A 21,869-nucleotide genomic window follows, 5' to 3' on the forward strand; every position below is an offset into this window, starting at 1 on the left:
TTTCATATGGGATCTGGCGGTAAAGGTGGTAGCGGCGGCGGTGAAGATGGTAAGAGCGGTAGTAGTGGGCTTTTATTAATCATTCTGCTCTTTATCGTATTCATTATAATTGGAGCTAGCTATAGTGTGCTTAGCTTCTAAGAAAAGGCACAATTCAGTTAGTTATAGTAGCGTAGAAAACTGAACCAGATTACATTTTTCCTTTATAGGATTTCTCCACCAGTTGTCTGCCAGCTACTAGGCGACTGGGCACGCAAAATAAAAAGCCCCGGTTATATTTAACAGCCAGCGCTTTCTATTTTCAGTACTCTTATAATGTTTCAGCTATATTTCGCGCTCTGTCGCAAACGTAAATCATTATTGATCATCCACAATAATATACGCTGTTCTAATTGGCCCATGTACACCTACGACAAGGTTCATTTCAATATCCGCGCTATTTGACGGACCAGAAACGAAATTCACACAAGCGGGCAGTTTTTCTCCCGCTTTATTTTGATCATGAATCAGTTTTGTAGCATGGGTTAATCTTGGTACAATCGTACTTTTAGGAACGATTGCAATGTATGACTCTGGAAGCAGACTAACATGCCTTCCTTTTAACCCATCATTAAATAGTACAATGGTTCCTGATTCTGCCAGAGTCATATCACTGAATGTAATGCCAAGGTCAGCAGCTTTCGCAAATGCTATGTCCTCTTCTTTATGATCTAATCCCCATGTACGAAAATGTGTTGTACCTTCATTGCTGAAACATGGCGTAAGACCATACTCATTAAAGCGCTCATCATTCGAACATATAACAGATTTGATATTCCAATCTGTTATAAAAGATTGAAATGTTTCAACAAGGTTTTCCTTTGTTGTTCGCTTTACTTCTGTATGAATTACTTCGCAGTGCTCTATTAACTTTAATACAAGTTCATCTTGCGCCAGTCCGTCAAAAACATTCCACTGCGGGGAAAAAGACCATTTCGGTTTTTCCACTGCTTCTGGACGTTTCCTACCAAGCTTTTCTGATAATTGGAGTAAAAATTCCTCACGATTTTGGATGGCCATCATCGTTCTCCTTTACGTGTTTTTCAAACCACTCTCGAAACGGTTGTTTTTTCGGAACTGGGAAATCTCTCGCGTCCGTCCAAGCTTTTAACGGTCCAATGCCGCGCTCAATCTTATCTCCTTTTGCGAGCGGTTTTAATGCATACGGAGCGCTCTTCGCAGCAAAAGAAAATAGTCTAGGACTCTTCACCACTTTTTCAAAACCTTTCATAGCTACGTTCCAAGCTACAGGTGATTGTTTTTCTTCTATAATGCGGCTGCGGTGTTTAATTAATAAGTCATGTAACGGGATTTTCACTGGACACGCTTCTGTACAAGCACCACAAAGGCTAGATGCATAAGGCAAATCCTTATATTCATCATATCCCCCTAAAAGCGGTGTCAACACAGCTCCAATTGGTCCTGGATAAATAGAGCCATATGCATGTCCACCAATATGCCTGTATACAGGACACACATTAATACATGCCGCGCAACGAATGCACTGAAGGACACTTTGGAATTCTGTTCCTACAATATCGGAACGACCATTATCAACAATGACTAAATGAAATTCCTCAGGTCCATCCGTCCCGCCAGGCTCAGTTAACCCTGTAATATAACTTGTTAACTTTTGTCCTACAGAACTTCGGCATAGCAGTGTTACTAAAACATCAAGCTCTTCCCATGTCGGAACAATACGTTCCATCCCCATAACTGTAATCAACGTTTTCGGAAGTGTCGTAGTAAGCCTTGCATTTCCTTCGTTCGCTACGATAGAAATTGACCCAGATTCTGCAACAGCAAAGTTACATCCAGTCACCCCTATATCCGCTGCAAAAAAATCATCACGTATATACGATCTTACAAACCTCGCCATTTCCGTCGGATCAGATGTTCCCGTATAATCTAACTTTGTTTTAAATATTTCACAGATGTGTTCTTTATCCTTGTGAAGGCACGGAACAACAATATGTGACGGCGGATCGTGGTCGTTCACTTGTAGAATAAATTCAGCAAGATCTGTTTCTAACACTTCCGCTCCAGCTTCTTCAATCGCTTCATTTAAACTAATCTCTTCCGTTACCATAGATTTTGATTTCACAATTTTTTTCGCATTTTTCTTTTTTACAATCCCTTTTACATATTCCCTTGCGTCTTCTGCAGTCTTTGCAAAATAAACAAAACCACCGTTTTTCTCAATATTTTCACTCAGCTCATATAAATAATAATCAAGGTTTTCTAATGTGTGCTTTCGAATTTCTTCTCCTAAAGCTCGCCATTCTTCCCAGTTTCCAAGACTCTCAGTAGCTTTTAATTTCTTGATTCTAAGACCATCTTGCGCTTTCCTGACAGCCTGTCGCATAAATGGATCCCCAATGCCTGTTTTAGTACGCTTATGAAAGGGATCATTCCCAATTTTCATTCCCATCTCTACATCCCCCCTTGCTTTCGATCTTCATTTAATACTTGAGCAATATGTTTTACATCAATCTGATAACCATTACGTGTTAAACGTCCTTTTATATTCATTAAGCAGCTACAATCCATCCCAATTAACACTTCCGCACCGGTTTCCATAATATGCTTTACTTTTTCCTCAACCATTTGCTCAGAAATTTCCGGCATTTTCACTGAGAATGTCCCTCCAAATCCGCAGCAATCATAATTATGCGGTAGTGAAACAACTTCCAGTCCCTTTACACATTTTAATAATTTTTGCGGCGGTTCCTTAATCCCCATTAATCGGCTCATATGACAAGATGTATGAACCGTGGCCTTTTTATGAAGCTCCGCACCTAAGTCTTCTTTCCCTAATACTTCAACAAGAAATTGTGTAAATTCATATGTTTTATTTCCAAGTTCAGTAGCTTTTTTCTTCCACTCCGCTTCACTTTCAGAAAATAAGCTAGAAAACTCATGAACCATCATAGCGCAAGAGCCCGATGGTGCCACAACATATTCTGAACTAGCAAAGGCTTCAATCATATGTTTTGCAGCTGTTTTTGTTTCTTTAACATACCCGCTATTATAAGCTGGTTGTCCGCAGCAAGTTTGAGTTTTAGGAAAATCAACTTCACACCCTAAATCTTCAAGAATTTCCACAACATCTCTTCCTACTTCTGGATAAAAAACATCTACAACACAAGTAATAAATATTGATACTTTCATATTTGCACCCCTAAATACAGTAAAGTAAGCTCAAGTAACTTTATAACCAAATCTACCTCATCTGTATATTATTGGTAAAAATTTTAAAAATATGAATAGAAATAACAAAAAAAGACTCTCAAATTTGAGCATAGCCATCAACTTAAAAAATACATTGTTCCCAAAACGAAAAAAACGAGTTGAATTCACATAAATAACTGTAGAAAAATTCAAAATTTTGTTTAGGGGGTACTTAAAGACCTTAGCTTGATGGGCATGGAGTATCACCACACGACTAGCCAGCACTCACACCCAAAAACAGGAGGGAAGAATAAAATGTAGTTTAAGGAGGGAAAAGAATGAAAAATGTACATAGATGGTTAAATTATTTTGGTTTTATATGTGTGTGCATGTCTAGCTTCGGTTTTGTTTCTCGTTGGATTTTTCTTGATGTGATTGCACTCGATCAATTACTTGTTTTGAGTATAGGAATTATTATTTTAATAACAGCGTTTTTTGTAAAACGTTGTAGTAAAGAGTTATGTGGTGATAAAGATTAATCGCTCTAAATGTAGTTTTAGAATTTCGCAATCGGACCATATTGTTGAATAAGGCTTATTGAATAATGACAGTTTATTTTAAGAAAGTAGATTGATACTATAATAATACTTTCCTTGACCCTGTACTATAGTACAGGGTTTATACTTTATATGAGGTGAGATAGATGCAATATCTTATTGGAGAACTGGCTGAAAAGTGTGGCGTTAACACGGAGACCATTCGATACAAATGGTCGATCGCAATGAAGCAAAGTGCGGTGACATATATGATTTCACTGTTCTTAAATTAGAGGACATCCAACGTAAAATTCAAGACCTAAAAAAAATTAAACAAATTTTGATAGACCTTCAAGAAAGATGTCCCGAAAACAAAGATATTTACGAATGTCCTATTATCGAAACTTTAATAGATTCAGAAAAGAAAGCAGAAGAATATTTATAAAAATAATAAATTGTAAAGGTGGAAGAATAATGGAAGATTGTTGTAGTAACCTTAAAGGAATAAAAATTGAAAATAATGGTCATTGTCCATCATGTAAAAATAAAGCTAAGAATGTAAAGTTGATTACACTAAAATCATTGCTTAAACCATCTGCATTAGAAACATTAAATGCTAAAGAAAATCACTATTTTTGTTCAAACGAAGATTGTGATGTAGTCTATTTTGATACGAATAATAAAAAATACTTTGTATCTGACATAAAGGTAGCTGTAAATCAAAAAGATGACTCAGCAACTACACCAATTTGTTATTGTTTTGATTGGACAAAAGAAAAAATCAAATAATATGTGGAAAATGGACTTACTCCTAATCCAGTAGAGCATATTCGCGAAAACATAAGAGAAAACCGATGTGGTTGTGAAGTAAACAATCCACAAGGTAGTTGTTGTTTAGGCAATGTTACAACTTATATTAGAAAAATGTCATAAGGAGCTTAAATGTTGCTTTTTTTCACCAAAATACTTGGGGGTATTTCAAGATTTCAAGTTGATGGGCATGTGACGGCGCCTCATGCTCACCAAGCTAGTTAGTGTATGTTAAGTAAACATTATGGATTTGTATATCTCATCCATCCACTTTCAGATTGTTTCGCTTTATACTTCCCATAAGACAGAAGCTTCATTGCCGAGCGATTGGCCGCATGAAAAACCAATTTCAGCTTCCATTCTTCCTCCATTTCACTGGGATAGGTGGTGGATTCATAAACATAATAACCCGCCATGATACAAGGGACTACTTGCTCCGGTTCAAATCCATAAGCAGTTGCATCATCCACGACCAAATCAATGATGCATCGGTTTCCATCTTTAACTTTTTTCTGGAGTAATTTTTTTACCGATTCTGGTACTAATTCTAATATTTTATCCTTCATGTCAGTCACCTCATCTTTTATCATGTCCAGATAGCCTGGGGATATGTGTCAAACAGCAGGAAAGTCCAACCGTAATTGCACAGGTTTAACAAGATCTTAAGGACTATATCACCCTAAAAGGGAAAATGGCTTTAAATCCAAGAAATCTGGTGAGACAGGGAAAACATTAATGCCTTACCGTAAAAAAAGAAACCCTAAGGTCCCTTCCTCTGACTTGATAACTATATTATTAATCCTATGTTTAAAGACTATTGTATAAAATGTTTTTAATAGATTATTACCTTTTTTCATAACCTGTACAAGCATTATTTACTCTAGTGAATATTATATGTTTGAGATGGTAAATGTATAGCTTACTAGAGTAAATAATGAAGGGAGAATAGGTAATGGGAAAAAAGTATTGTAGTTCAGATTATGATTATTACAAAGAAAAATATTATAGTCTGAAGGATAAGAAAGAATGTAATTCATATAGAGAGCATAAATGTTGTGAGAAAAAATCATGCGCATCTTTATGTGATTGTAAGGGAGTAGTTAATAATTTTGTTACGCCTACGAATCGTTTTTTAGTTAATATTTGTCCTAATTGTAAGGAGAAGGGGAGTAGTGTTTTTGCTCAACTCAATAATCTTATCTTGCAATCTACTTCTGTTTGTTTACCAAAATGTATAAACATTGTAGGTGTAGGAATAGCTTTAACAGCTAGCGGACTAGGGTCCTTAACTGTTAATGGGAACTATTCTGAAGGATCGTTTACGGTGTTGTTATTTGAACGATTTGGTGCAGATGATTCTGCTATCTTATCATTTTCTGGAATTAATGCAGCAGGCGTTTCGACGGGCACTGTTATTTTCTTTTTTACTATTCCAGATGCTAATTTATCTATTACAAAATGCAATTCCCATGGGTGTATATGTAATCAATCCGGAACAGAGTCTGTTCCATTTATAAATTCATCTGAAACTAGTGATAAAAATAAAGCAGTTGTTTATTATTCTGATGGTACTGTTGAAGAAATTGAGGGGTAATATTTAATAGGTGTTTTACTAAATTAGAAACTGTAACACTGAATTAAAATTGTATTTCAAGTCCGCCTATGAGAATGGGTGGGCTTTTTAACGCATAAAGAAAAGACACCCTAAGTTACCTTCCTCCGACTTGAGCCATCTTAATTTTAATAATATGTATTGGACTCCCATCCATTATCATTGTATCACGCTAGTGTATAGCGGTTATTGAAGGATGTTTGGAGATAGATATCGCTGTAGTTCTTCAGCGAATAAACGAAACTCATCCTGAATCGAAAGATTCATAAAAAAAAGCCATCCTTTCTGTATATTTCTACAAAAAGAATAACGTTTTCTGTGAATTATGGATATACATTTATCTTAGGTTGATAGTGATGTATGGTGACCCCATATACATAAATACATTTTGTCGAGATTATTAAAAAGGGGAATTTTTCTATTTGAAGAACTAATAATTGTTAGCCCCTATGTATTAGAAATCTCAATCTAAACTAAAGGAGAAAAAAATGGGACAAAACAATAAAGGCTTTTCTGAAACAGGGTTGCGCAAAATGCGCAATGTACTGGCGCAGCATGTCGATTCTGGAAAGATTCCTGGGCTCGTCGCCTTAGTCAGCCGAAACGGCGAGACGCACGTCGAAGCGCTTGGAACAATGAGGCATGATGGTGGCGCACCAATGCGTCGGGACACAATCTTTCGATTGGCGTCCACTAGCAAGCCGATCGCAGTCTCACCGGTAATGGTTCTGCTCGACGAGTGCAAACTGCATTTGGACGACCCAGTAGACAAATGGCTGCCCGAACTCGCCGACCGGCAGGTGTTGAAACAGCCCGATGGTCCGCTGGAAGAGACCGTCCCAGCACGGCGTCCTATCACTGTACGAGACCTGTTGACCTCCACATTCGGGCTCGGAGTGGATCTCACGTTGATGGGTTCTCCGATCATGAACGCGTTCTTCGAGAGTGGGATATTCGACACGCCAGGGCAGGATATGCCCGATCCAGATGAGTTTATGTGTCGTCTAGGTGCACTTCCGCTAAGCTACCAGCCCGGAGAGCGGTGGCAGTATCATATCAGTATTGAAGTGCTCGGCGTGCTTGTTGCCAGGGTCACGGGTCAGACCTTCGAGTCGTTCCTACGCGAACGCATCTTCGATCCACTGGGAATGAAGGACACTGGTTTCTACGTGCCTGAGCGCAAGATTGACCGGCTTCCACCTGCCTTCAACCCCGATCCGCAGACAGGTGAGTTCATCGTGTGGGATGAGGGTGCAGGCGGACGTTATAGCAAACCTCCAGCATTCCAAGCAGGCGGTGGTGGGCTGCTCGCAACCGTCGACGATTATCACGCGTATTTGCAGATGCTGTTGAACAAAGGGATGCACGGAACCAAACGGATCCTGTCTAGGCCCGCAGTCCAACTGATGACCACCAATCGTCTTACTCCTAAACAACAAGTATACCGAGACGATTTGGCCAAAAACAACGTCCATTTGTCGTTTGGACAAGGGATACAAGGCGGCTGGGGCTTTGGGATGGCGGTGCGTACCTACCTTGGAGACTACGCTTCCATCGGTCAGTTCGGCTGGGATGGTGGAACCGGCACTGCAGCTTACGCTGATCCAGACAAACAGTTTACTGGAATCCTGTTCACCCAGGTTGGGATGTCCACTCCGGACTCATCGCATCTTATCCAAGACTTCTGGACCATGGTCTACCAAGCAATCGAAGACTGAAACCGAATTTAGGTATTGTTTAAAGGAAAAAGCCAAGACGGATGCATACTCATAGGCTTGGCGTATATTTTTTAATTTTATATTATAATATTATTCCATCCATTTTGATGATGATGCCCTCAACTATCCGAGAAAAAATGCTTTTATTAATAGATATTAGGGGTCCTGCCACATGCCCATCAAGCTAAGAATTTAGAACTACCCCCTAAACGATAAATCTGTACAAATTGCTCAATTTTATCGTTTGGGGGTAGTTTATTTGTGTTAAGTTGATGGCGATGTAGCGAGACCCCACTTATAAGTAATTAATTAGAGGTGGTAAAGCTATTGTTATGGTTTAATAAGATTTCCGTAAATATATTATAGGGATTGCGCTCCATTCCTTCATCCGTCAGGAAATAATAAATATAAATAAAAAGAAGGCATCCTAAATTAAACATTTAGGATGCTTTCTTTTTTATAAAGCAAATCAATTTCTATTAAGCAAGCGCATACGATAACAATTCATCGTCACTTCCCCAAGCCTTTGCAATAATTGATAATTTGCGTACGCTCCGACCGGGGCACCGATGATTGGGACGAGCTGAAGCATTTTTGCTAAATCGATATAGTCTCGGTATTCTGTTTGGAACTTTTCCCAGTCCATATGATTTTCTTCTTCTGTATCCCACGTTTCAATTGCTTTCCATACTTCTTTTCTATGGTCATCACTCGAAAAAGCAAGCTGGAAAACGTGAAGAATAAAAAGGCGCTCTTCTTTTTTACTCGTATCAAATCCATACAATGTTGCTGCATCAAATAAAAATTTTATTTTAATGGTAAGTAGAAGCGGAAAATCAGCAAGACCGAGGAGAATACCACCTGCTCCTGTTCCGGCCCCTTCTGCCGCTGCGACTTTTTTGTACTCATCCATTTTTTTACGTACTTCATCGTCTCTTCTTTGCAATGACCAGTTCGTTTCTTTTAGCTTCGGTTTTATGAAGTTTGATCCAGCACTTATTGTTTGTACCATCATCCGAATCGTTTCTGTTAGTACCTTTTGCACTTTCGCGGGCACTAGTTGCTGCACTTTCACCTGCACTTTTTTAGAGAACCGTGTCATCATAGAAGAATCTTTCATGAATGTAGCTTTCCACTGCTCCAATTCTTTTATAACCTTCTCTTCATATGTAATCATAGGTTCATTCCCTTCAATTTAAACGCTCAATGCGTTTCGCACCGTATTGATAAACGAAACCAATACTAAATAATATGCTTACGACAAATAAAATGCCGGTCATTATGAAATCTTTCGTCGCAAGTGCAAATATAACTGTAAATACAACGCTCCCAATAATAAGAATCGCATTTAATAAAGTAAGAAAATCTTTCTTCTTCTCGTCGCCACCTACTGGATATAAATCAAGCCAAATTTTCATACGGTGATGCTTCCAAAGAGTTAATAGCTGGTAGCCGATTAAGTATAAGAAAACAAGGCTTACGATAAAGCGTCCATATAAAAATGGGATGAAGTAAAGAATGACTCCACCAAGAACGAGTAAACGCATATATAAGCCGAAATAGTTACCTGATCTTAAAAACGTTCTCGTATATAAGTATAAATATGTACGGTTCTCACCAATTATCGAAAGAATGAAATCAAGCCATTTCCTACGTGATACTCTCTCTTTTAACGCCGGTACATCAACGAACATATTCGCAATGCGGTACAGCAGCATCATTTTTTTACCTTCTTCAGAAATTAAATACTCCCAGTTTAGCGGCTTTCCCTTCACCTTTTGATGCATAACAGCAAGGTATAGCGCCATTAAAAAGACAATCACACCGGTAAAAATGACTGAAGTACGTTCTACAAGGACGTACACAAATACGCCGTTTAAGATAAAGCGAATGAACCAATCTGCTTTTTGAACGCTTTGATCTGTTAAAAATGATTTTTCCCACGCTACGAATAAATTCCACGCCTTTACAATGACAAACGCGATTACAATCCATATGTAAGCCGCTCCTGTTTGTTTCATTTGCTGGAAGTATAACGGGGCAAGCGCAGCTGCTACCATTGCGATTATGTATAACTGAATCATAAACGTAAAGAGAAATGCCTTCGTAAAGTAAGGCTTTAACTTTTCTTCAACTGGAAGCAAATAAACGAGGTCCGCTTCTTTTAATAACGTTTGTATGGATCCAGCTGTTAATACAAGGCCAAGTAAGACTGCCATAACAATCGCTGTCGGAAACGAAGGTGTTAACGTTTGTAACCATTGCTGGTAATAATACGCTCCTGCGCCGATGATAAATACGAAAATAAATTTCAAATGATCATTAAATACGTATTTACTATATGTACGAACTTCTTTTAGAAAGTGCCGAAATCGTTCTTTCCATAACGCTGTGCTATTCATAATCTTCTTCCTTTGTTAATGCAATGTAAATATCATCTAACGTTGCACCAGGCATATTAAATTGTGATTGCAGTTCTGATAATGTTCCCATCGCTCTCACTTCACCTTGATGCAAAATAATAAATGAATCACAATAGCGCTCTGCTGTCGCTAAAATATGTGTACTCATTAAAATGCCCGCACCACTCTTTTTCATTTGATCCATCATTTGAAGAAGTGATTGAATCGCTAACGGATCAAGCCCAACGAAAGGTTCGTCCACAATGTACAGTGATGGTTCAACTAAAAATGCACTCATAATCATCACTTTTTGTTTCATCCCTTTTGAGAAATGAGACGGAAACCATTTCAAGCGATTTTTCATGCGAAATTCTTGTAATAATTGTCCTACGCGTTCTTCATATTGTTTTTCATCTACACCGTACGCCATCGCTGTTAATTTCAAATGCTCTTCTAACGTTAACTCATCATATAATACTGGCGTTTCTGGAATGAAGGAGAAACTAGAACGGTACGCTGTCATATCATCACGAATTGTTTTCCCGTTAATTGTGACAGTTCCTTTTTTCGGTTCCATTAAACCGATGATATGTTTAATTGTCGTACTCTTCCCGGCTCCATTTAAACCGATTAAGCCGACAAGTTCGCCTTTATTAACAGAAAACGAAACATTTTGCAGTACAGGTCGTTTCGTATATCCTCCTGTAACATTTTCTACACGCAATAACTCGCTCATACGACACCACTTTCTTCATTGATATTCATTCTATATTCATCTTACCAAAAATTGCGCTGTACTACATAGTATCGATGTCTCCAAAAAAAATTTAAATTTCTTCGCATATATTTTTACGAAAGCGGACATCATAATTAGGGAAGAAGGAACACACTTGAAAAAGCAACCACCAATTGATGAGTACAACAACATAGTGAAGTCATCATGAAATGGGGTGTCCAAATTGGACAATGAAATTTACACATAACCAGATAATTTGTTTCATTTTCGAAACGGGGTGTCTCCGAAAGAGCATATACTGTTTTATAAAATAAACAATTTCATTTTATAAAAAGATTGCAATTCATTTCACTTGAAAATGGGGTGTCTACGGCAGAGACTTTAGCCGATTTACCGTGTATTTCTTATATAAATGAGGTGTCTGTGAAAGAGCATATACTGTTTTAAACACTAACAATTTCATTTAATAAAAGATTGCAATTTCATTTCACTTGAAAATGGGGTGTCTACGGTAGATATTTCAGCCGATTTACCATGTATTTCTTATATAAATGAGGTGTCTGCGAACCGTAAATTATAAAAAATGTTTTTTCAATCCCTCTTCAGAAAACAGGAAGCTGAGTCAGCTTCCTGTTTTTCGTGTTTGTTCTCCTATGTAATTATGGTAAAATACGGCTAAGACTATTTGAAAGGATGAGATCGATGAATCATACAGCGGACAATTGTATTTTTTGTAAAATCATTGACGGGCAAATCCCTTGCTCAAAAGTATACGAAGATGAACATGTACTTGCATTTTTAGATATTAGTCAAGTAACAAAAGGACATACTCTTGTTATTCCGAAAGTTCACAAACAAGACATTTTTGCGTTAACGCCAGAAATTGCATCACATATTTTTGCTGTCGTTCCAAAAATCGCAAATGCAATGAAAGCAGAATTTAATCCAGTTGGCTTCAACCTACTTAACAATAACGGCGAGAAAGCTGGACAAACTGTATTCCACTTCCACCTTCATTTAATTCCACGCTACGGTGAAAACGATGGTTTCGGTGCTGTTTGGAAATCACACCAAAATGAATATACAATGGAAAATTTACAAAACATCGCAAGTACAATTGCAAATAGTGTGAAATAGTGCCACTATAATAAGAAGTAATACATATCAAGCCGATTCCTCTGGCATTTATTGAATGGCTTATTTCTTCATAAAAAATGCCGGGGATATGATTTTTTGTGCATAGCATGTACAAGAGAGAAAAGCTTACTTTTCTTCCCCTTGTCTTAAAGATATGCACACTTTTATACATCATGAATACGAACGAAAAATAAGGAGGTTTCCTTTTATGTCAAAAGCTAAATCCTTTATTACAGGTGTACTTTGCGGCGGAGCAGTTGCTGGGCTAGCCGTTCTTTTCTCAACTCCTTCTTCTGGTAAAGCTATGCGCGGTAAGCTGAAAGAAAAAGGAACTGATATTAAAAAGACTTTAGCTGATATTACAGCTGATACAAAGTTATTAAAGCGTCAAATCGTTGAAACTGCTTCAGAAGGTAAAGGAGTATTCCAAGAACTAAAAGACGATATGCATGACACGCTTTCTAACTGGAAACACGATATTTCTCAAAACAAACGACATATTGAAAAAGAAATTTTAGACATTCAAAAGTCAATTGAGAAACTACAAGAAGCCGTTCCAGAAAAAGCGTAAACATATTCCTGCTTAGTTTTTTGCATATAACAAATATTTTTCATACGAATTGACCTTAACACGGCATATCACATAGATATGTCGTGTTTTTATGCATTTACAATATATGTTATCCCTCAACATGTAAAGACAACACATGTATTCTCGACTCGTAAAACGCTTCCATAGTTATGCATGATTTGTATAGAATGTTGTTTTTCCGAAAAATTTTCACAATTCTCACAAAAAGACTTTATTAATTTTTATTTTACTGGCATAATAGATAATAATGAAAAAAGTATGTTAAAGTGGGTGAGTAAATGAAAAGTGGAGAAAAAAATTACTCGGTAAAAGAAGCGATGATTTTCAGCCAACGTATTGCTCAATTATCGAAAGCGTTATGGAAATGCGTAGAGAAAGATTGGCAACAGTGGATTAAACCTTACGATTTAAACATTAACGAGCATCATATTTTAACCATTGCTTATCATTTAAAAGGGGCTTCTATTTCTGAGATTGCTAAGTTTGGAGTTATGCACGTATCAACGGCGTTTAACTTCTCTAAAAAGCTTGAAGAACGCGGCTATCTTATATTCTCAAAAAAAGAAGATGATAAACGAAATACGTACATTGAAATTACAGACAAAGGGGAAGAATTACTACTTCGCTTAATGGAGGAGTATGATCCTGAAAATAATTCTGTTTTTAATGGAGCACTTGAACTTCGTAATTTTTACGGTAAATTCCCAGAAAATATCGAACTGATTGCAATCCTGCGTAATATTTATGGACAAGACTTCATCGATATTTTTGAGAAATCATTAGAAGATATCGAGGAGAACTTTACGGAATCCGATCAAAAGTTAGTTAAGAAATAATCTATTTATTTTTTCGCAATCATGCTTAAGAATTCGTTCATAAGTGGCTTAAATAAACCTTGTTTTGCTAGCGCTTCCGCAGTTTCGTGTACTTCGAGCTGATGTGGAAGCGCTTTTTCAAATTGATCTAATAGCGCATCAAACAATAGCAGGCCTTCTGCTTTCTCCACTACATATTGTTCGTTCAGCTTTTCACAAAGTTTTAGTATACGTTCAATGTCTTTTTTACGAGCTTTTTTCTTTATGATTAAAGAATAAAATGGACACTTTTCTTCATCAATCATTTTAAATAGTAGGTCTACGTAGTATTCAGCTTGTTCTAGTCTTCTTACAACGTCCATTTTCTCCCTCGCTTCCTAACACAAAGTCTTCTATTTCTGAATTTTGTAACACGAACAAAATATCGTATGATACAATATATAAAGTATATGTATTTTAGCCAAAAGGAGGTCTCGCCTCATGACTCTTATAACCGTTGTCTTTGTCGCATTCGCACTTCTTGTTATATTTTACACGAATTTCATGACACATACACTGTGTGAGCGAAAACAAATATCTGCGAGCCGCCAGCCCGGTGTCTTTCGAGTTATTAACGTATGTATTACCATTCTATTAATTTCTAGTTATGTAGAAATTATATTTCATGGAAAGTGAGGAAGGAAGTCCTTCCTCATTTTTTCCTCTATAAGCAAATTATACCTACTATAACTAATAAAATAAATAGTACAAGTAATAAAATAAGTTTTGAATTCATCCCCCATCCCCTCCTCTTTTCTGTATATGCGACATGTGCCCAATATGGTACCCTTTCAAAATCTGACACAAACTGGTTAAAATTTCTTTATCAATAGGAAAACTCGTCGAAATATGATATATTAAATTTTGTACATATTGCTTATACTATGAAATAAACGACACGCATCTAAACTTTATCCTAAAGCCTCGGTAAGCCCTGTTAAGCGTGCTTTTACATATAAAAAAAGCAAAGACATCAGTGAGACTTAATCAGGTTCTTATGAACGAAAATAACCTATCATAAGGCGTTTCTTCATTTGTACGGGATAAATTAAAAATACATAATAGTAGGAGTGTTTATTGAATGAAGAAAGCTATGCTTGCCTTAGCCGCAACAAGTGTAATCGCATTATCAGCATGTGGAACATCAACATCATCAGACAAAATTGTTACATCTAAAGCTGGTGACATCACTAAAGAAGAGTTCTACAATCAAATGAAGACACAAGCTGGTAAACAAGTACTAAATAACATGGTTATGGAAAAAGTACTTATTAAAAACTACAAAGTCGATGACAAAGAAGTAGACAAAAAGTTCGATGAAATGAAAAAGCAAGTCGGTGACCAATTCGATACACTAATGAAACAACAAGGTCTTAAAGAAGAAACAGTTAAAAATGGCGTTCGCGCTTCATTAGCTCAAGAACAAGCGATTGAAAAAACAATTACTGATAAAGAACTAAAAGAAAACTACAAGCCTGAAATTAAAGCAAGCCACATTCTTGTAAAAGATGAAGCTACTGCGAAAAAGGTTAAAGAAGAGCTTGCACAAGGTAAATCTTTCGAAGAGTTAGCGAAACAATACTCTGACGATACTGGTTCAAAAGAAAAAGGCGGAGACCTTGGCTACTTTACAGCTGGCAAAATGGTTAAAGAATTCGAAGACGCAGCTTTTAAAATGAAAAAAGATGAAGTAAGCGAACCTGTAAAATCACAATTCGGTTACCACATCATTAAAGTAACAGATATTAAAGAACAAAAACCATTTGATGAAGTAAAAGGCGACATCAAAAAAGACCTTGTTCAAAAGAAAGCACAAGATGCTCAATTTATGAACGATCTTATGATGAAAGAAATCAAAAAAGCTGACGTAAAAGTTGACGATAAAGATTTGAAAGATCTTTTCGAAGAACCAAAAGCTGACGCTAAAAAAGACGAAAAGAAATAATGAAGTGAAAAAAGCTTGGGCTTAGGCCCGAGCTTTTTTTGTATGCCCTCTCCTTGCGGTAAATTACGTTCAGATTCGGTAAATGAAATTATATGATCCGTTCTCCGGATCTAATTATATCAGCGATTTTTCAATTATATCGACTTACCGACAAAAACTGACAATGATCGCTCTTCCCTCTTAAAAGACAACAAAAAAACCTCAGTTCCATCACACACGGAACCAAGGTTTATCTTATTATCATTGATTAAATTAAAAAACTATGTTAAATTAGTACAGAAACGCATTCTTAAAAAACGAGAGAATGTATTTATCCGTATCTTAATTGTACACCAAAACACATCTTCAGTCAACCTCTATTTTTCACTTTTAAAGGAGTGCTATCGTATGAACAAAAAACTTGATCAAGAGCAACAACGATTGGATAGCGTAATAGAAACTATTACGGAGCAAATTGATAAACTGGAAAGCGACACTGGCAGACGCCGGGCAGAAGTAATCAACATTCGTAAACACTTCTGGGATGATGTAAAAGTTAACACTGATACTTTTGACGATTATCTTGAAACAGTTATCAACTTAAGACAACAAGCTCAGTCACTAGCCGTAACACAAATTACCCATAAGCACACCTTTAATCGACTTGCCGCACTACGCCGTATGCATAAAGCACCTTACTTCGGACGAATCGATTTCAAAGAAGAAGGAGAAGTTGGCGCGGAACAAATTTATATCGGCGTTGCTACACTTACCGATGCAAGCGGAGACAACTTTCTTATATACGATTGGCGCGCACCCATTTCAAGTGTCTACTACGATTATCCGCCAGGACCAGCTGAGTACAGTACACCAGGAGGCGTAATCCGCGGTAATGTGGAGAAAAAATTACAATATATTATTCAAAATGGCGAGATTGATTCCATGTTCGATACGAGCCTCACAATTGGCGATGAAATCCTGCAACAAGCGCTTGGAAAAGGTACAAACAAACATATGCAAAGTATCGTTGCTACTATCCAGCGCGAGCAAAATGAAATTATTCGTCACGATGAAGGGCGACTACTTATCGTTCAAGGAGCTGCTGGTAGCGGTAAAACATCAGCTGCCCTGCAGCGAATCGCCTACTTACTATATAAATATCGCGAATGGTTAAAAGCAGATCAAATCATTCTCTTCTCCCCTAACTCCATGTTCAACAGCTACGTATCTAACGTATTGCCAGAACTCGGTGAAGAGAATATGCAGCAAGTTACATTCCAAGAATATTTAAATCATAGACTAAGTAATTCATTTGACGTTGAAGACCCTTATGAGCAATTAGAATATATGCTAACTGAAACGAATAGCCCTGCCTATAAAACTAGAAATGCGAGCATTCGATTTAAAGCATCTACTCAATTTTTCGATATGATTAGAACGTACAGACAATCTCTTGAATCTTCAGGCATGCTATTTAGAGGAATGAAATTTAGAGGAAAACTGATTGCCTCTGCTAAAGAAATTACAGAGCAATTTTATAATACTGATTCCTCCCTCCGCTTCCATAATAGAATCGAGAAGTTAACGGATTGGCTAAATAAACAAATAGATACAATCGAAAAAACAGAACTGAAAAAACCTTGGGTAGAAGAAGAAATTGAATTACTTAGTAAAGATGAATACCAAAAAGCTTATAAATACTTACAGAAAAAAGGAGAATTTGACGACAATTCCTTTAATGATTATGAGAAAGAAACGAAAGTACTCGGACGGATGATTGTCCGTAAAAAATTGAAGCCGCTTCGTAAAGGTGTTCAAACATTGCGCTTCATCAATTTCACAGGAATATATAAACAGCTCTTCACAGATGCATCATGGGTTACTGGAGAAAAACCGAAAGAATGGGACGACATTTGTTCACTAACTTTGAACATGTTAGATGAAGGAAAGCTACATTACGAAGATGCGACTCCATTTTTACTTTTAAAAGAATTAATTGAAGGCTTCCAAACAAACAGATCCATTAAACACGTACTCGTAGATGAAGCGCAAGATTATTCGCCGTTTCAATTTGAGTTTTTAAAACGCTTATTCCCTGCCGCAAAAATGACCGTACTCGGGGACTTTAACCAAGCGATATTTGCCCATGCGAGTGAAGCAGTGAATTTCAATACACTTACTAGCTTATACGGACCAGATGAAACGAACGGCATCAACTTAACTCGTAGCTATCGATCAACAAAACCGATTATTGAATTTACGCGGGACCTCGTACCTGAAGGAAAGAACATTAACGCCTTTGAACGTGACGGCGAGAAACCTACAGTGACTAAAGTTTCTGATTACAACGAACTGCATGATCGTATCACTTCCAAAGTCGCAGAACTACAAAAACAACAGCACAATACGATCGCAATTATATGTAAATCCGCAGCCGAAAGTGCCGCTGCCTACGAAGCACTTAGTCATATCGAGAATATTAAACTTGTGAAAAGTAGCTCTGCTGAGTATGAACAAGGCATCGTCATTATCCCTGCTTATTTAGCGAAGGGTATCGAATTTGATGCTGTCATTATTTACAATGCCTCTAAAGATGTGTACAGTGATGGAAGCTTACGTAGATTGTTCTACACTGCTTGTACACGCGCAATGCATGATTTACAGCTTTATAGCGTTGGTGAGGTTAGTCCTTTTGTGACGGGGGCTGATTTGGAAAGTTTTGAGTTAATAACTAAAACACCTTGATAATTTGAAGTGAACCCAAAGAGTTGTACATGAAAAAACACCTCCTGAATTCGCATACTAAGTATGCAAATTCAATGGAGGTGTTTTTTATCATTTAGACTTGTAAAATGCTTCGTATTTCTTCTAAGCGTAAATTTGTAAACTTTGCAATATCTTCGATCGGCATTCCATTTTTATGCATTCCACGAATTAATTGAATCTTACCTTCTTCAATCCCCTCTTTCTTTCCTTCATTACGAGCATGAGCGAACTTTGCGGCTTCATCCATCAAAGCTTTCTCTCTTGCTTCATATGCTTGTCGGAAAGAAGAATCTTGACTCATACGCTCCCATTTATTCATCGCTTTTTGTAAAATCGGGTCTTGGTTCATCGCAATGTCCTCCAATGTTTGGGTTAGTTGTTCATCCTCGTTTGCCGGAAGTAATAATAACCAACGAACAAACAAATCTTCCCAGGGATTTACTTGTTCATTCCGCCACTGTTGCATGAGTTTCGGAATCTCTACGATGTGAACTTCGATATCACTACTCAATATTTTCTGTTGTTGTCGATTCCATAAGACTCCTGTTGTATGGAATGCCTCGTATTCAGGAAACATAACGAAATTTAACAAATTGATTGTAATTGTTTTATGAAGAGAGCTGTATGGCATTCCTTTTTGAAGTTGAGATGTGTATAGCCTTCCCCAATAATATAAACTGCGTTTAATCATATCATGATTATTATTGAGCTGTATTTCTACGTTGACTTTTGTTCCTGTGTCTAATGTAGCTGAAATATCTAAAATAGATAACTTATCTTCTTCATGTTCCCTGTGTAAATGTGGATCTGCTAATTGTAACGAAACAATGGGTGATTCTAAAGAATCCTGTAACATCGCATTTAAAAAAGCACTTAAAATATCTTCATTTCCACTTGTGCCAAATAATTGTTTAAAAGCAAAATCAATGCGTAAATTCACTAATTGTTGGCTGGACATGGGTTTTCCTCTCCCCATCTCATAAGAGGTTTTTCTTTTATTGTACATAAAATAGTGATACGCATGCAAACAAGCACTTACTTAAATTTCTTAAAACGCAAAAATACATACAAAGTAACAGAAAGCACATCCTTTTATTTAAACACGAAAAGAGGGTTATTTTATCATAACCCTCTTCTACTATCTATCTACGTTTGTACTTGATCATAATAATGAATTCCTTTATATACAACTTATATAAGTATTAAGGTGTTTTTCTCATTCTAAATGAAATATCTTTACGTCGATACACACTTAACACAATACCCATTAAAAATGCGTGAAACAGAGTTGGTATCAATCCATAGCTAATAAAGGGTAAAGATATAGAAGCAATCGGTAATAAACCTATGATCATACCAACGTTATAAATAAACTGGACTACAAAAAGAGTCACTCCTCCAACGAGAAGCAATTTACCATACCGATCATTTATTTTATAAGATATGACCATTATCCTTGCTACAAAAAGAGAAAGAATCAAGACAAGGATTAGCGCAAGCACATATCCATAATAGTAAGTCAAACTGGCAAATACAAAATCAGTATGGGCAGCAGGGATAGACTTTACATTTCCATATGTACCAAACCAACCTGCCGACGACATTGCCTCTTTTAAACGTAAATACATAAACCCTGGACCATCTGCATCACCCTCTGGATTTAAATACCCTAAAATTCTGGCCATCCGGTATTCTTTTACTGAGGACCAGGAATAGAATACTCTGATAATAAATAAACAAATTGGTACAATTGTAATAATCAATGCCTTTTTCTTTCCTAACTTACTCCACCAAAGCATAACGAATACCATCGTGACATAGATGAAAATTGGCGCAAGAACCGATACAGTTAAAAATAAATACAAAGAAAATAAGTACAAAATCAGAAGGTGCCTTACCTTTAATCTACTGTTATTAAAAAAAGAAGCCCAAGCTAACAGAAAGAATGGTACTGCCATTAAACATCCAATTGCGATGGGACCAATTTGTATTAACGCTTCTCCATTCATGAAAGCATTCGGAAAACATTTTATCATTAACAGAATAAGTGCTCCGATTGTATAAAACAGCCATCCAAGTCTCTCTAATTTTCGATAATCAATCAGCATCATCCCTAAAGCTGCTACAACACCGAGAATAACAAATATCACCTTGTTCATTAGTAAATCATTCGTATGTCCAAGAGCTACTAGTGGCAAAAAACCTAGCCCCATAGCAATCACTAATAAACTAATAATGAACCAATCAATCTTCGGCTTATGAAGTTTGTTAAGTTCCCTGCCAAGTTTAATTGGACTTCCCATTTGTTCAACAGCTTTATCTTCAGCAACTTCCTCACTTAAGCCTTTCTCTATCCACATATTCTTCGCCTGTTTCATGTGAAAATCTAGTTCAGTTGCCACAAAGCTCTTTGCTTCTTTTGATTTAATATGATTGGTGACTTCGCTTAAAAAACGCTCCCCTTTTTCGTTCAATTTTATCTCACTCCTGTACTAATCCTTTTAATATAAATCGCGCCTTCGTAGAATCTTTTTCTGCCTTTCGTAGCATCTTTCTTCCCTTATCATTTAATTGATAATATTTAGCTCCTGAATGATCCCAACTAGATTGGATAAAGTGATTCTGTTCTAGACGATGTAATACGGTATATAAAAACCCTTCATTTCCTTCGAATTTTCGAATCCCTCTCCCTCGTAGTAGCTGCGCCAGTTCGTACCCTGTTTTTTCATTCATGAGAAGTTGTAAAACCGCTAAAGAGATGTCTTCTTCATTTTCGTGTGATGCATTGATTTTTTCGCGCACCTGCTTTCGATGCTGATCAGAAAAACTCAAATGTTTAAACGTTGTATTCTCCATTGATTTTCGTAGGCCTTTTAATCGATCTTCCATTTGATTATTCCTCCAATCCTTTCTTCAAAAGCTCCTTCGCTTTTTTCAGTCTCGTTTTTATCGTGTTTTCCTTCACTTCTATTACCATAGCAATCTCTTTAATTGATAATTCTTCATAATAAAATAGATAAATGACTTCTCGATATTTTATCGGTAAATTCATTACTGCAGAAGCCAGCCTACGGTCTTCTGCATTTTGAATGACAGTTTGTTCAACACTTTCTTTTTGACTCCCAATATACGTAGATTCATCCTCTGTCACGATTACCTTTTTGTTATACCAACTTTTTATATAGTCCTTACAATGATTAATGGCAATTCTCCACAACCACGTTCTTACATTTGATTTCCCTTTGTATGTATGAAGAGATTTATAACATTTAACAAATATATCTTGCGTTAAATCCTCCGCAACCTCTTTATTATTCACATATGAATAAACAAGCTGTAAGATCTCCTGTCCATACTTGTTCATTATTTCGTCGATAAGGTCCTCCTTATCTTCTATTTCAAACGCTTCTACCGTTAATTCATCCACATCATTTCCTCCTTCCCATTTATTAGACGACGTACGCCATGGAAAAGTTTTATAAATCCATAAAAAAATACGGTTGGCAATGTCCATACCGTTTTTTAAACCTTAATTTCAAACTTAATTCTCTTTACGAAGGGTAAATCTTTTA

The 21,869-nt window shown here is 36.8% G+C and carries 23 protein-coding genes and 1 pseudogene; 12 read left to right on the forward strand and 12 right to left on the reverse strand.

What is annotated here, in order from left to right:
* Window positions 1-6 precede the first annotated feature (6 nt).
* Window positions 7-141 carry a sporulation protein YjcZ gene (locus MKX77_RS18865; RefSeq protein WP_335470906.1) on the forward strand — a complete coding sequence of 45 codons (135 nt, stop codon included), beginning with the start codon at window positions 7-9 and terminating at the stop codon, window positions 139-141.
* Between the two features lie 216 nt (window positions 142-357).
* On the opposite strand, the gene MKX77_RS18870 is transcribed toward MKX77_RS18865, so the two are convergent.
* From MKX77_RS18870 to MKX77_RS18880, 3 genes are read right to left on the reverse strand one after another with little or no spacing between them, the layout of a single operon-like run.
* The gene (locus tag MKX77_RS18870) at window positions 358-1,059 is read right to left on the reverse strand and encodes a LutC/YkgG family protein (protein ID WP_341307478.1); all 702 of its coding nucleotides are present in this window, start codon (window positions 1,057-1,059) and stop codon (window positions 358-360) included.
* Window positions 1,040-2,470, reverse strand: a complete 1,431-nt coding sequence (locus tag MKX77_RS18875) for a LutB/LldF family L-lactate oxidation iron-sulfur protein (protein WP_002158995.1) — start codon at window positions 2,468-2,470, stop codon at window positions 1,040-1,042. The genes MKX77_RS18870 and MKX77_RS18875 overlap by 20 nt, the downstream gene beginning before the upstream one ends.
* 2 nt (window positions 2,471-2,472) lie before the next feature.
* Window positions 2,473-3,210, reverse strand: coding sequence for a (Fe-S)-binding protein (locus tag MKX77_RS18880; protein ID WP_341307479.1), 738 nt, complete (start codon window positions 3,208-3,210; stop codon window positions 2,473-2,475).
* Window positions 3,211-3,548: 338 nt separating this feature from the next.
* Between MKX77_RS18880 and MKX77_RS18885 the strand changes: the two genes are divergently transcribed.
* The 3 genes and pseudogenes from MKX77_RS18885 (at window position 3,549) to MKX77_RS18895 (ending at window position 4,679) form a co-directional block, all read left to right on the forward strand.
* Complete coding sequence (locus MKX77_RS18885) at window positions 3,549-3,749, forward strand: hypothetical protein (RefSeq protein ID WP_341307480.1); 201 nt, start codon at window positions 3,549-3,551, stop codon at window positions 3,747-3,749.
* A 229-nt stretch (window positions 3,750-3,978) separates the two neighbouring features.
* Window positions 3,979-4,191, forward strand: coding sequence for a hypothetical protein (locus MKX77_RS18890; protein ID WP_445819104.1), 213 nt, complete (start codon window positions 3,979-3,981; stop codon window positions 4,189-4,191).
* A gap of 29 nt (window positions 4,192-4,220) precedes the next feature.
* Window positions 4,221-4,679: pseudogene (locus MKX77_RS18895) on the forward strand (putative iron-sulfur cluster-binding metallochaperone).
* A 119-nt stretch (window positions 4,680-4,798) separates the two neighbouring features.
* Here MKX77_RS18895 and MKX77_RS18900 read toward each other — a convergent pair.
* Window positions 4,799-5,122: a hypothetical protein gene (locus MKX77_RS18900; protein ID WP_341307481.1), complete on the reverse strand. Its 324-nt coding sequence runs from the start codon at window positions 5,120-5,122 to the stop codon at window positions 4,799-4,801.
* A 386-nt stretch (window positions 5,123-5,508) separates the two neighbouring features.
* Between MKX77_RS18900 and MKX77_RS18905 the strand changes: the two genes are divergently transcribed.
* Window positions 5,509-6,150, forward strand: coding sequence for a hypothetical protein (locus MKX77_RS18905; RefSeq protein WP_341307482.1), 642 nt, complete (start codon window positions 5,509-5,511; stop codon window positions 6,148-6,150).
* A 506-nt stretch (window positions 6,151-6,656) separates the two neighbouring features.
* Entirely contained in the window at window positions 6,657-7,886 is a 1,230-nt protein-coding gene (locus MKX77_RS18910) for a serine hydrolase domain-containing protein (RefSeq protein WP_341307483.1), read from the forward strand.
* A gap of 469 nt (window positions 7,887-8,355) precedes the next feature.
* Here MKX77_RS18910 and ecsC read toward each other — a convergent pair whose 3' ends face one another.
* From ecsC to ecsA, 3 genes are read right to left on the reverse strand one after another with little or no spacing between them, the layout of a single operon-like run.
* Window positions 8,356-9,063 carry an ecs operon protein EcsC gene (gene ecsC, locus MKX77_RS18915; RefSeq protein WP_002030211.1) on the reverse strand — a complete coding sequence of 236 codons (708 nt, stop codon included), beginning with the start codon at window positions 9,061-9,063 and terminating at the stop codon, window positions 8,356-8,358.
* Between the two features lie 13 nt (window positions 9,064-9,076).
* Window positions 9,077-10,288, reverse strand: a complete 1,212-nt coding sequence (locus tag MKX77_RS18920; protein WP_341307484.1) for an ABC transporter permease — start codon at window positions 10,286-10,288, stop codon at window positions 9,077-9,079.
* The gene (gene ecsA, locus MKX77_RS18925; RefSeq protein WP_105586545.1) at window positions 10,281-11,024 is read right to left on the reverse strand and encodes an ABC transporter ATP-binding protein EcsA; all 744 of its coding nucleotides are present in this window, start codon (window positions 11,022-11,024) and stop codon (window positions 10,281-10,283) included. The genes MKX77_RS18920 and ecsA overlap by 8 nt, the downstream gene beginning before the upstream one ends.
* 702 nt (window positions 11,025-11,726) lie before the next feature.
* Between ecsA and MKX77_RS18930 the strand changes: the two genes are divergently transcribed.
* From MKX77_RS18930 to MKX77_RS18940, 3 genes are all read left to right on the forward strand, one after another.
* Window positions 11,727-12,161 carry an HIT family protein gene (locus MKX77_RS18930; protein ID WP_001016832.1) on the forward strand — a complete coding sequence of 145 codons (435 nt, stop codon included), beginning with the start codon at window positions 11,727-11,729 and terminating at the stop codon, window positions 12,159-12,161.
* A 208-nt stretch (window positions 12,162-12,369) separates the two neighbouring features.
* Entirely contained in the window at window positions 12,370-12,732 is a 363-nt protein-coding gene (locus tag MKX77_RS18935) for a YtxH domain-containing protein (RefSeq protein ID WP_341307485.1), read from the forward strand.
* 299 nt (window positions 12,733-13,031) lie between these two features.
* The gene (locus tag MKX77_RS18940; RefSeq protein ID WP_002134805.1) at window positions 13,032-13,589 is read left to right on the forward strand and encodes an HTH-type transcriptional regulator Hpr; all 558 of its coding nucleotides are present in this window, start codon (window positions 13,032-13,034) and stop codon (window positions 13,587-13,589) included.
* A gap of 5 nt (window positions 13,590-13,594) precedes the next feature.
* Here the strand turns inward: MKX77_RS18940 and MKX77_RS18945 are convergent, their stop codons facing one another.
* Window positions 13,595-13,930 carry a DUF1878 family protein gene (locus MKX77_RS18945; RefSeq protein WP_002134804.1) on the reverse strand — a complete coding sequence of 112 codons (336 nt, stop codon included), beginning with the start codon at window positions 13,928-13,930 and terminating at the stop codon, window positions 13,595-13,597.
* 118 nt (window positions 13,931-14,048) lie between these two features.
* Between MKX77_RS18945 and MKX77_RS18950 the strand changes: the two genes are divergently transcribed.
* From MKX77_RS18950 to helD, 3 genes are all read left to right on the forward strand, one after another.
* The gene (locus MKX77_RS18950; RefSeq protein WP_000172693.1) at window positions 14,049-14,243 is read left to right on the forward strand and encodes a hypothetical protein; all 195 of its coding nucleotides are present in this window, start codon (window positions 14,049-14,051) and stop codon (window positions 14,241-14,243) included.
* A gap of 445 nt (window positions 14,244-14,688) precedes the next feature.
* Entirely contained in the window at window positions 14,689-15,552 is an 864-nt protein-coding gene (prsA, locus tag MKX77_RS18955) for a peptidylprolyl isomerase PrsA (protein ID WP_215555474.1), read from the forward strand.
* A 387-nt stretch (window positions 15,553-15,939) separates the two neighbouring features.
* Entirely contained in the window at window positions 15,940-18,276 is a 2,337-nt protein-coding gene (gene helD / locus MKX77_RS18960) for an RNA polymerase recycling motor HelD (protein ID WP_341307486.1), read from the forward strand.
* Between the two features lie 94 nt (window positions 18,277-18,370).
* Here helD and MKX77_RS18965 read toward each other — a convergent pair whose 3' ends face one another.
* The 4 genes from MKX77_RS18965 to MKX77_RS18980 all read right to left on the reverse strand — a co-directional run bounded on the left by MKX77_RS18965 (window position 18,371) and on the right by MKX77_RS18980 (window position 21,724).
* On the reverse strand, window positions 18,371-19,255 hold the full coding sequence (locus MKX77_RS18965) for an Rpn family recombination-promoting nuclease/putative transposase (protein WP_341307487.1): 885 nt from the start codon (window positions 19,253-19,255) through the stop codon (window positions 18,371-18,373).
* Between the two features lie 244 nt (window positions 19,256-19,499).
* Complete coding sequence (locus MKX77_RS18970; protein ID WP_341307488.1) at window positions 19,500-20,771, reverse strand: FtsW/RodA/SpoVE family cell cycle protein; 1,272 nt, start codon at window positions 20,769-20,771, stop codon at window positions 19,500-19,502.
* Between the two features lie 7 nt (window positions 20,772-20,778).
* Window positions 20,779-21,186 carry a PadR family transcriptional regulator gene (locus tag MKX77_RS18975; RefSeq protein ID WP_341307489.1) on the reverse strand — a complete coding sequence of 136 codons (408 nt, stop codon included), beginning with the start codon at window positions 21,184-21,186 and terminating at the stop codon, window positions 20,779-20,781.
* A gap of 4 nt (window positions 21,187-21,190) precedes the next feature.
* Window positions 21,191-21,724 carry a sigma-70 family RNA polymerase sigma factor gene (locus MKX77_RS18980; protein WP_215555470.1) on the reverse strand — a complete coding sequence of 178 codons (534 nt, stop codon included), beginning with the start codon at window positions 21,722-21,724 and terminating at the stop codon, window positions 21,191-21,193.
* Window positions 21,725-21,869 lie beyond the last annotated feature (145 nt).

Origin of the sequence: Bacillus sp. FSL R9-9410, assembly GCF_038050385.1 — a bacterium.
GTDB lineage: Bacteria > Bacillota > Bacilli > Bacillales > Bacillaceae_G > Bacillus_A > Bacillus_A cereus_U.

What these genes read in the sequence shown, in the direction of transcription:
- MKX77_RS18865 (WP_335470906.1), top strand. Translation starts at nt 7, where the DNA reads ATGGGATCTGGCGGTAAAGGTGGTAGCGGCGGCGGTGAAGATGGTAAG.
- MKX77_RS18870 (WP_341307478.1), bottom strand. Translation starts at nt 1,059, where the DNA reads ATGGCCATCCAAAATCGTGAGGAATTTTTACTCCAATTATCAGAAAAG.
- MKX77_RS18875 (WP_002158995.1), bottom strand. Translation starts at nt 2,470, where the DNA reads ATGGGAATGAAAATTGGGAATGATCCCTTTCATAAGCGTACTAAAACA.
- MKX77_RS18880 (WP_341307479.1), bottom strand. Translation starts at nt 3,210, where the DNA reads ATGAAAGTATCAATATTTATTACTTGTGTTGTAGATGTTTTTTATCCA.
- MKX77_RS18885 (WP_341307480.1), top strand. Translation starts at nt 3,549, where the DNA reads ATGAAAAATGTACATAGATGGTTAAATTATTTTGGTTTTATATGTGTG.
- MKX77_RS18890 (WP_445819104.1), top strand. Translation starts at nt 3,979, where the DNA reads ATGGTCGATCGCAATGAAGCAAAGTGCGGTGACATATATGATTTCACT.
- MKX77_RS18900 (WP_341307481.1), bottom strand. Translation starts at nt 5,122, where the DNA reads ATGAAGGATAAAATATTAGAATTAGTACCAGAATCGGTAAAAAAATTA.
- MKX77_RS18905 (WP_341307482.1), top strand. Translation starts at nt 5,509, where the DNA reads ATGGGAAAAAAGTATTGTAGTTCAGATTATGATTATTACAAAGAAAAA.
- MKX77_RS18910 (WP_341307483.1), top strand. Translation starts at nt 6,657, where the DNA reads ATGGGACAAAACAATAAAGGCTTTTCTGAAACAGGGTTGCGCAAAATG.
- ecsC (WP_002030211.1), bottom strand. Translation starts at nt 9,063, where the DNA reads ATGATTACATATGAAGAGAAGGTTATAAAAGAATTGGAGCAGTGGAAA.
- MKX77_RS18920 (WP_341307484.1), bottom strand. Translation starts at nt 10,288, where the DNA reads ATGAATAGCACAGCGTTATGGAAAGAACGATTTCGGCACTTTCTAAAA.
- ecsA (WP_105586545.1), bottom strand. Translation starts at nt 11,024, where the DNA reads ATGAGCGAGTTATTGCGTGTAGAAAATGTTACAGGAGGATATACGAAA.
- MKX77_RS18930 (WP_001016832.1), top strand. Translation starts at nt 11,727, where the DNA reads ATGAATCATACAGCGGACAATTGTATTTTTTGTAAAATCATTGACGGG.
- MKX77_RS18935 (WP_341307485.1), top strand. Translation starts at nt 12,370, where the DNA reads ATGTCAAAAGCTAAATCCTTTATTACAGGTGTACTTTGCGGCGGAGCA.
- MKX77_RS18940 (WP_002134805.1), top strand. Translation starts at nt 13,032, where the DNA reads ATGAAAAGTGGAGAAAAAAATTACTCGGTAAAAGAAGCGATGATTTTC.
- MKX77_RS18945 (WP_002134804.1), bottom strand. Translation starts at nt 13,930, where the DNA reads ATGGACGTTGTAAGAAGACTAGAACAAGCTGAATACTACGTAGACCTA.
- MKX77_RS18950 (WP_000172693.1), top strand. Translation starts at nt 14,049, where the DNA reads ATGACTCTTATAACCGTTGTCTTTGTCGCATTCGCACTTCTTGTTATA.
- prsA (WP_215555474.1), top strand. Translation starts at nt 14,689, where the DNA reads ATGAAGAAAGCTATGCTTGCCTTAGCCGCAACAAGTGTAATCGCATTA.
- helD (WP_341307486.1), top strand. Translation starts at nt 15,940, where the DNA reads ATGAACAAAAAACTTGATCAAGAGCAACAACGATTGGATAGCGTAATA.
- MKX77_RS18965 (WP_341307487.1), bottom strand. Translation starts at nt 19,255, where the DNA reads ATGTCCAGCCAACAATTAGTGAATTTACGCATTGATTTTGCTTTTAAA.
- MKX77_RS18975 (WP_341307489.1), bottom strand. Translation starts at nt 21,186, where the DNA reads ATGGAAGATCGATTAAAAGGCCTACGAAAATCAATGGAGAATACAACG.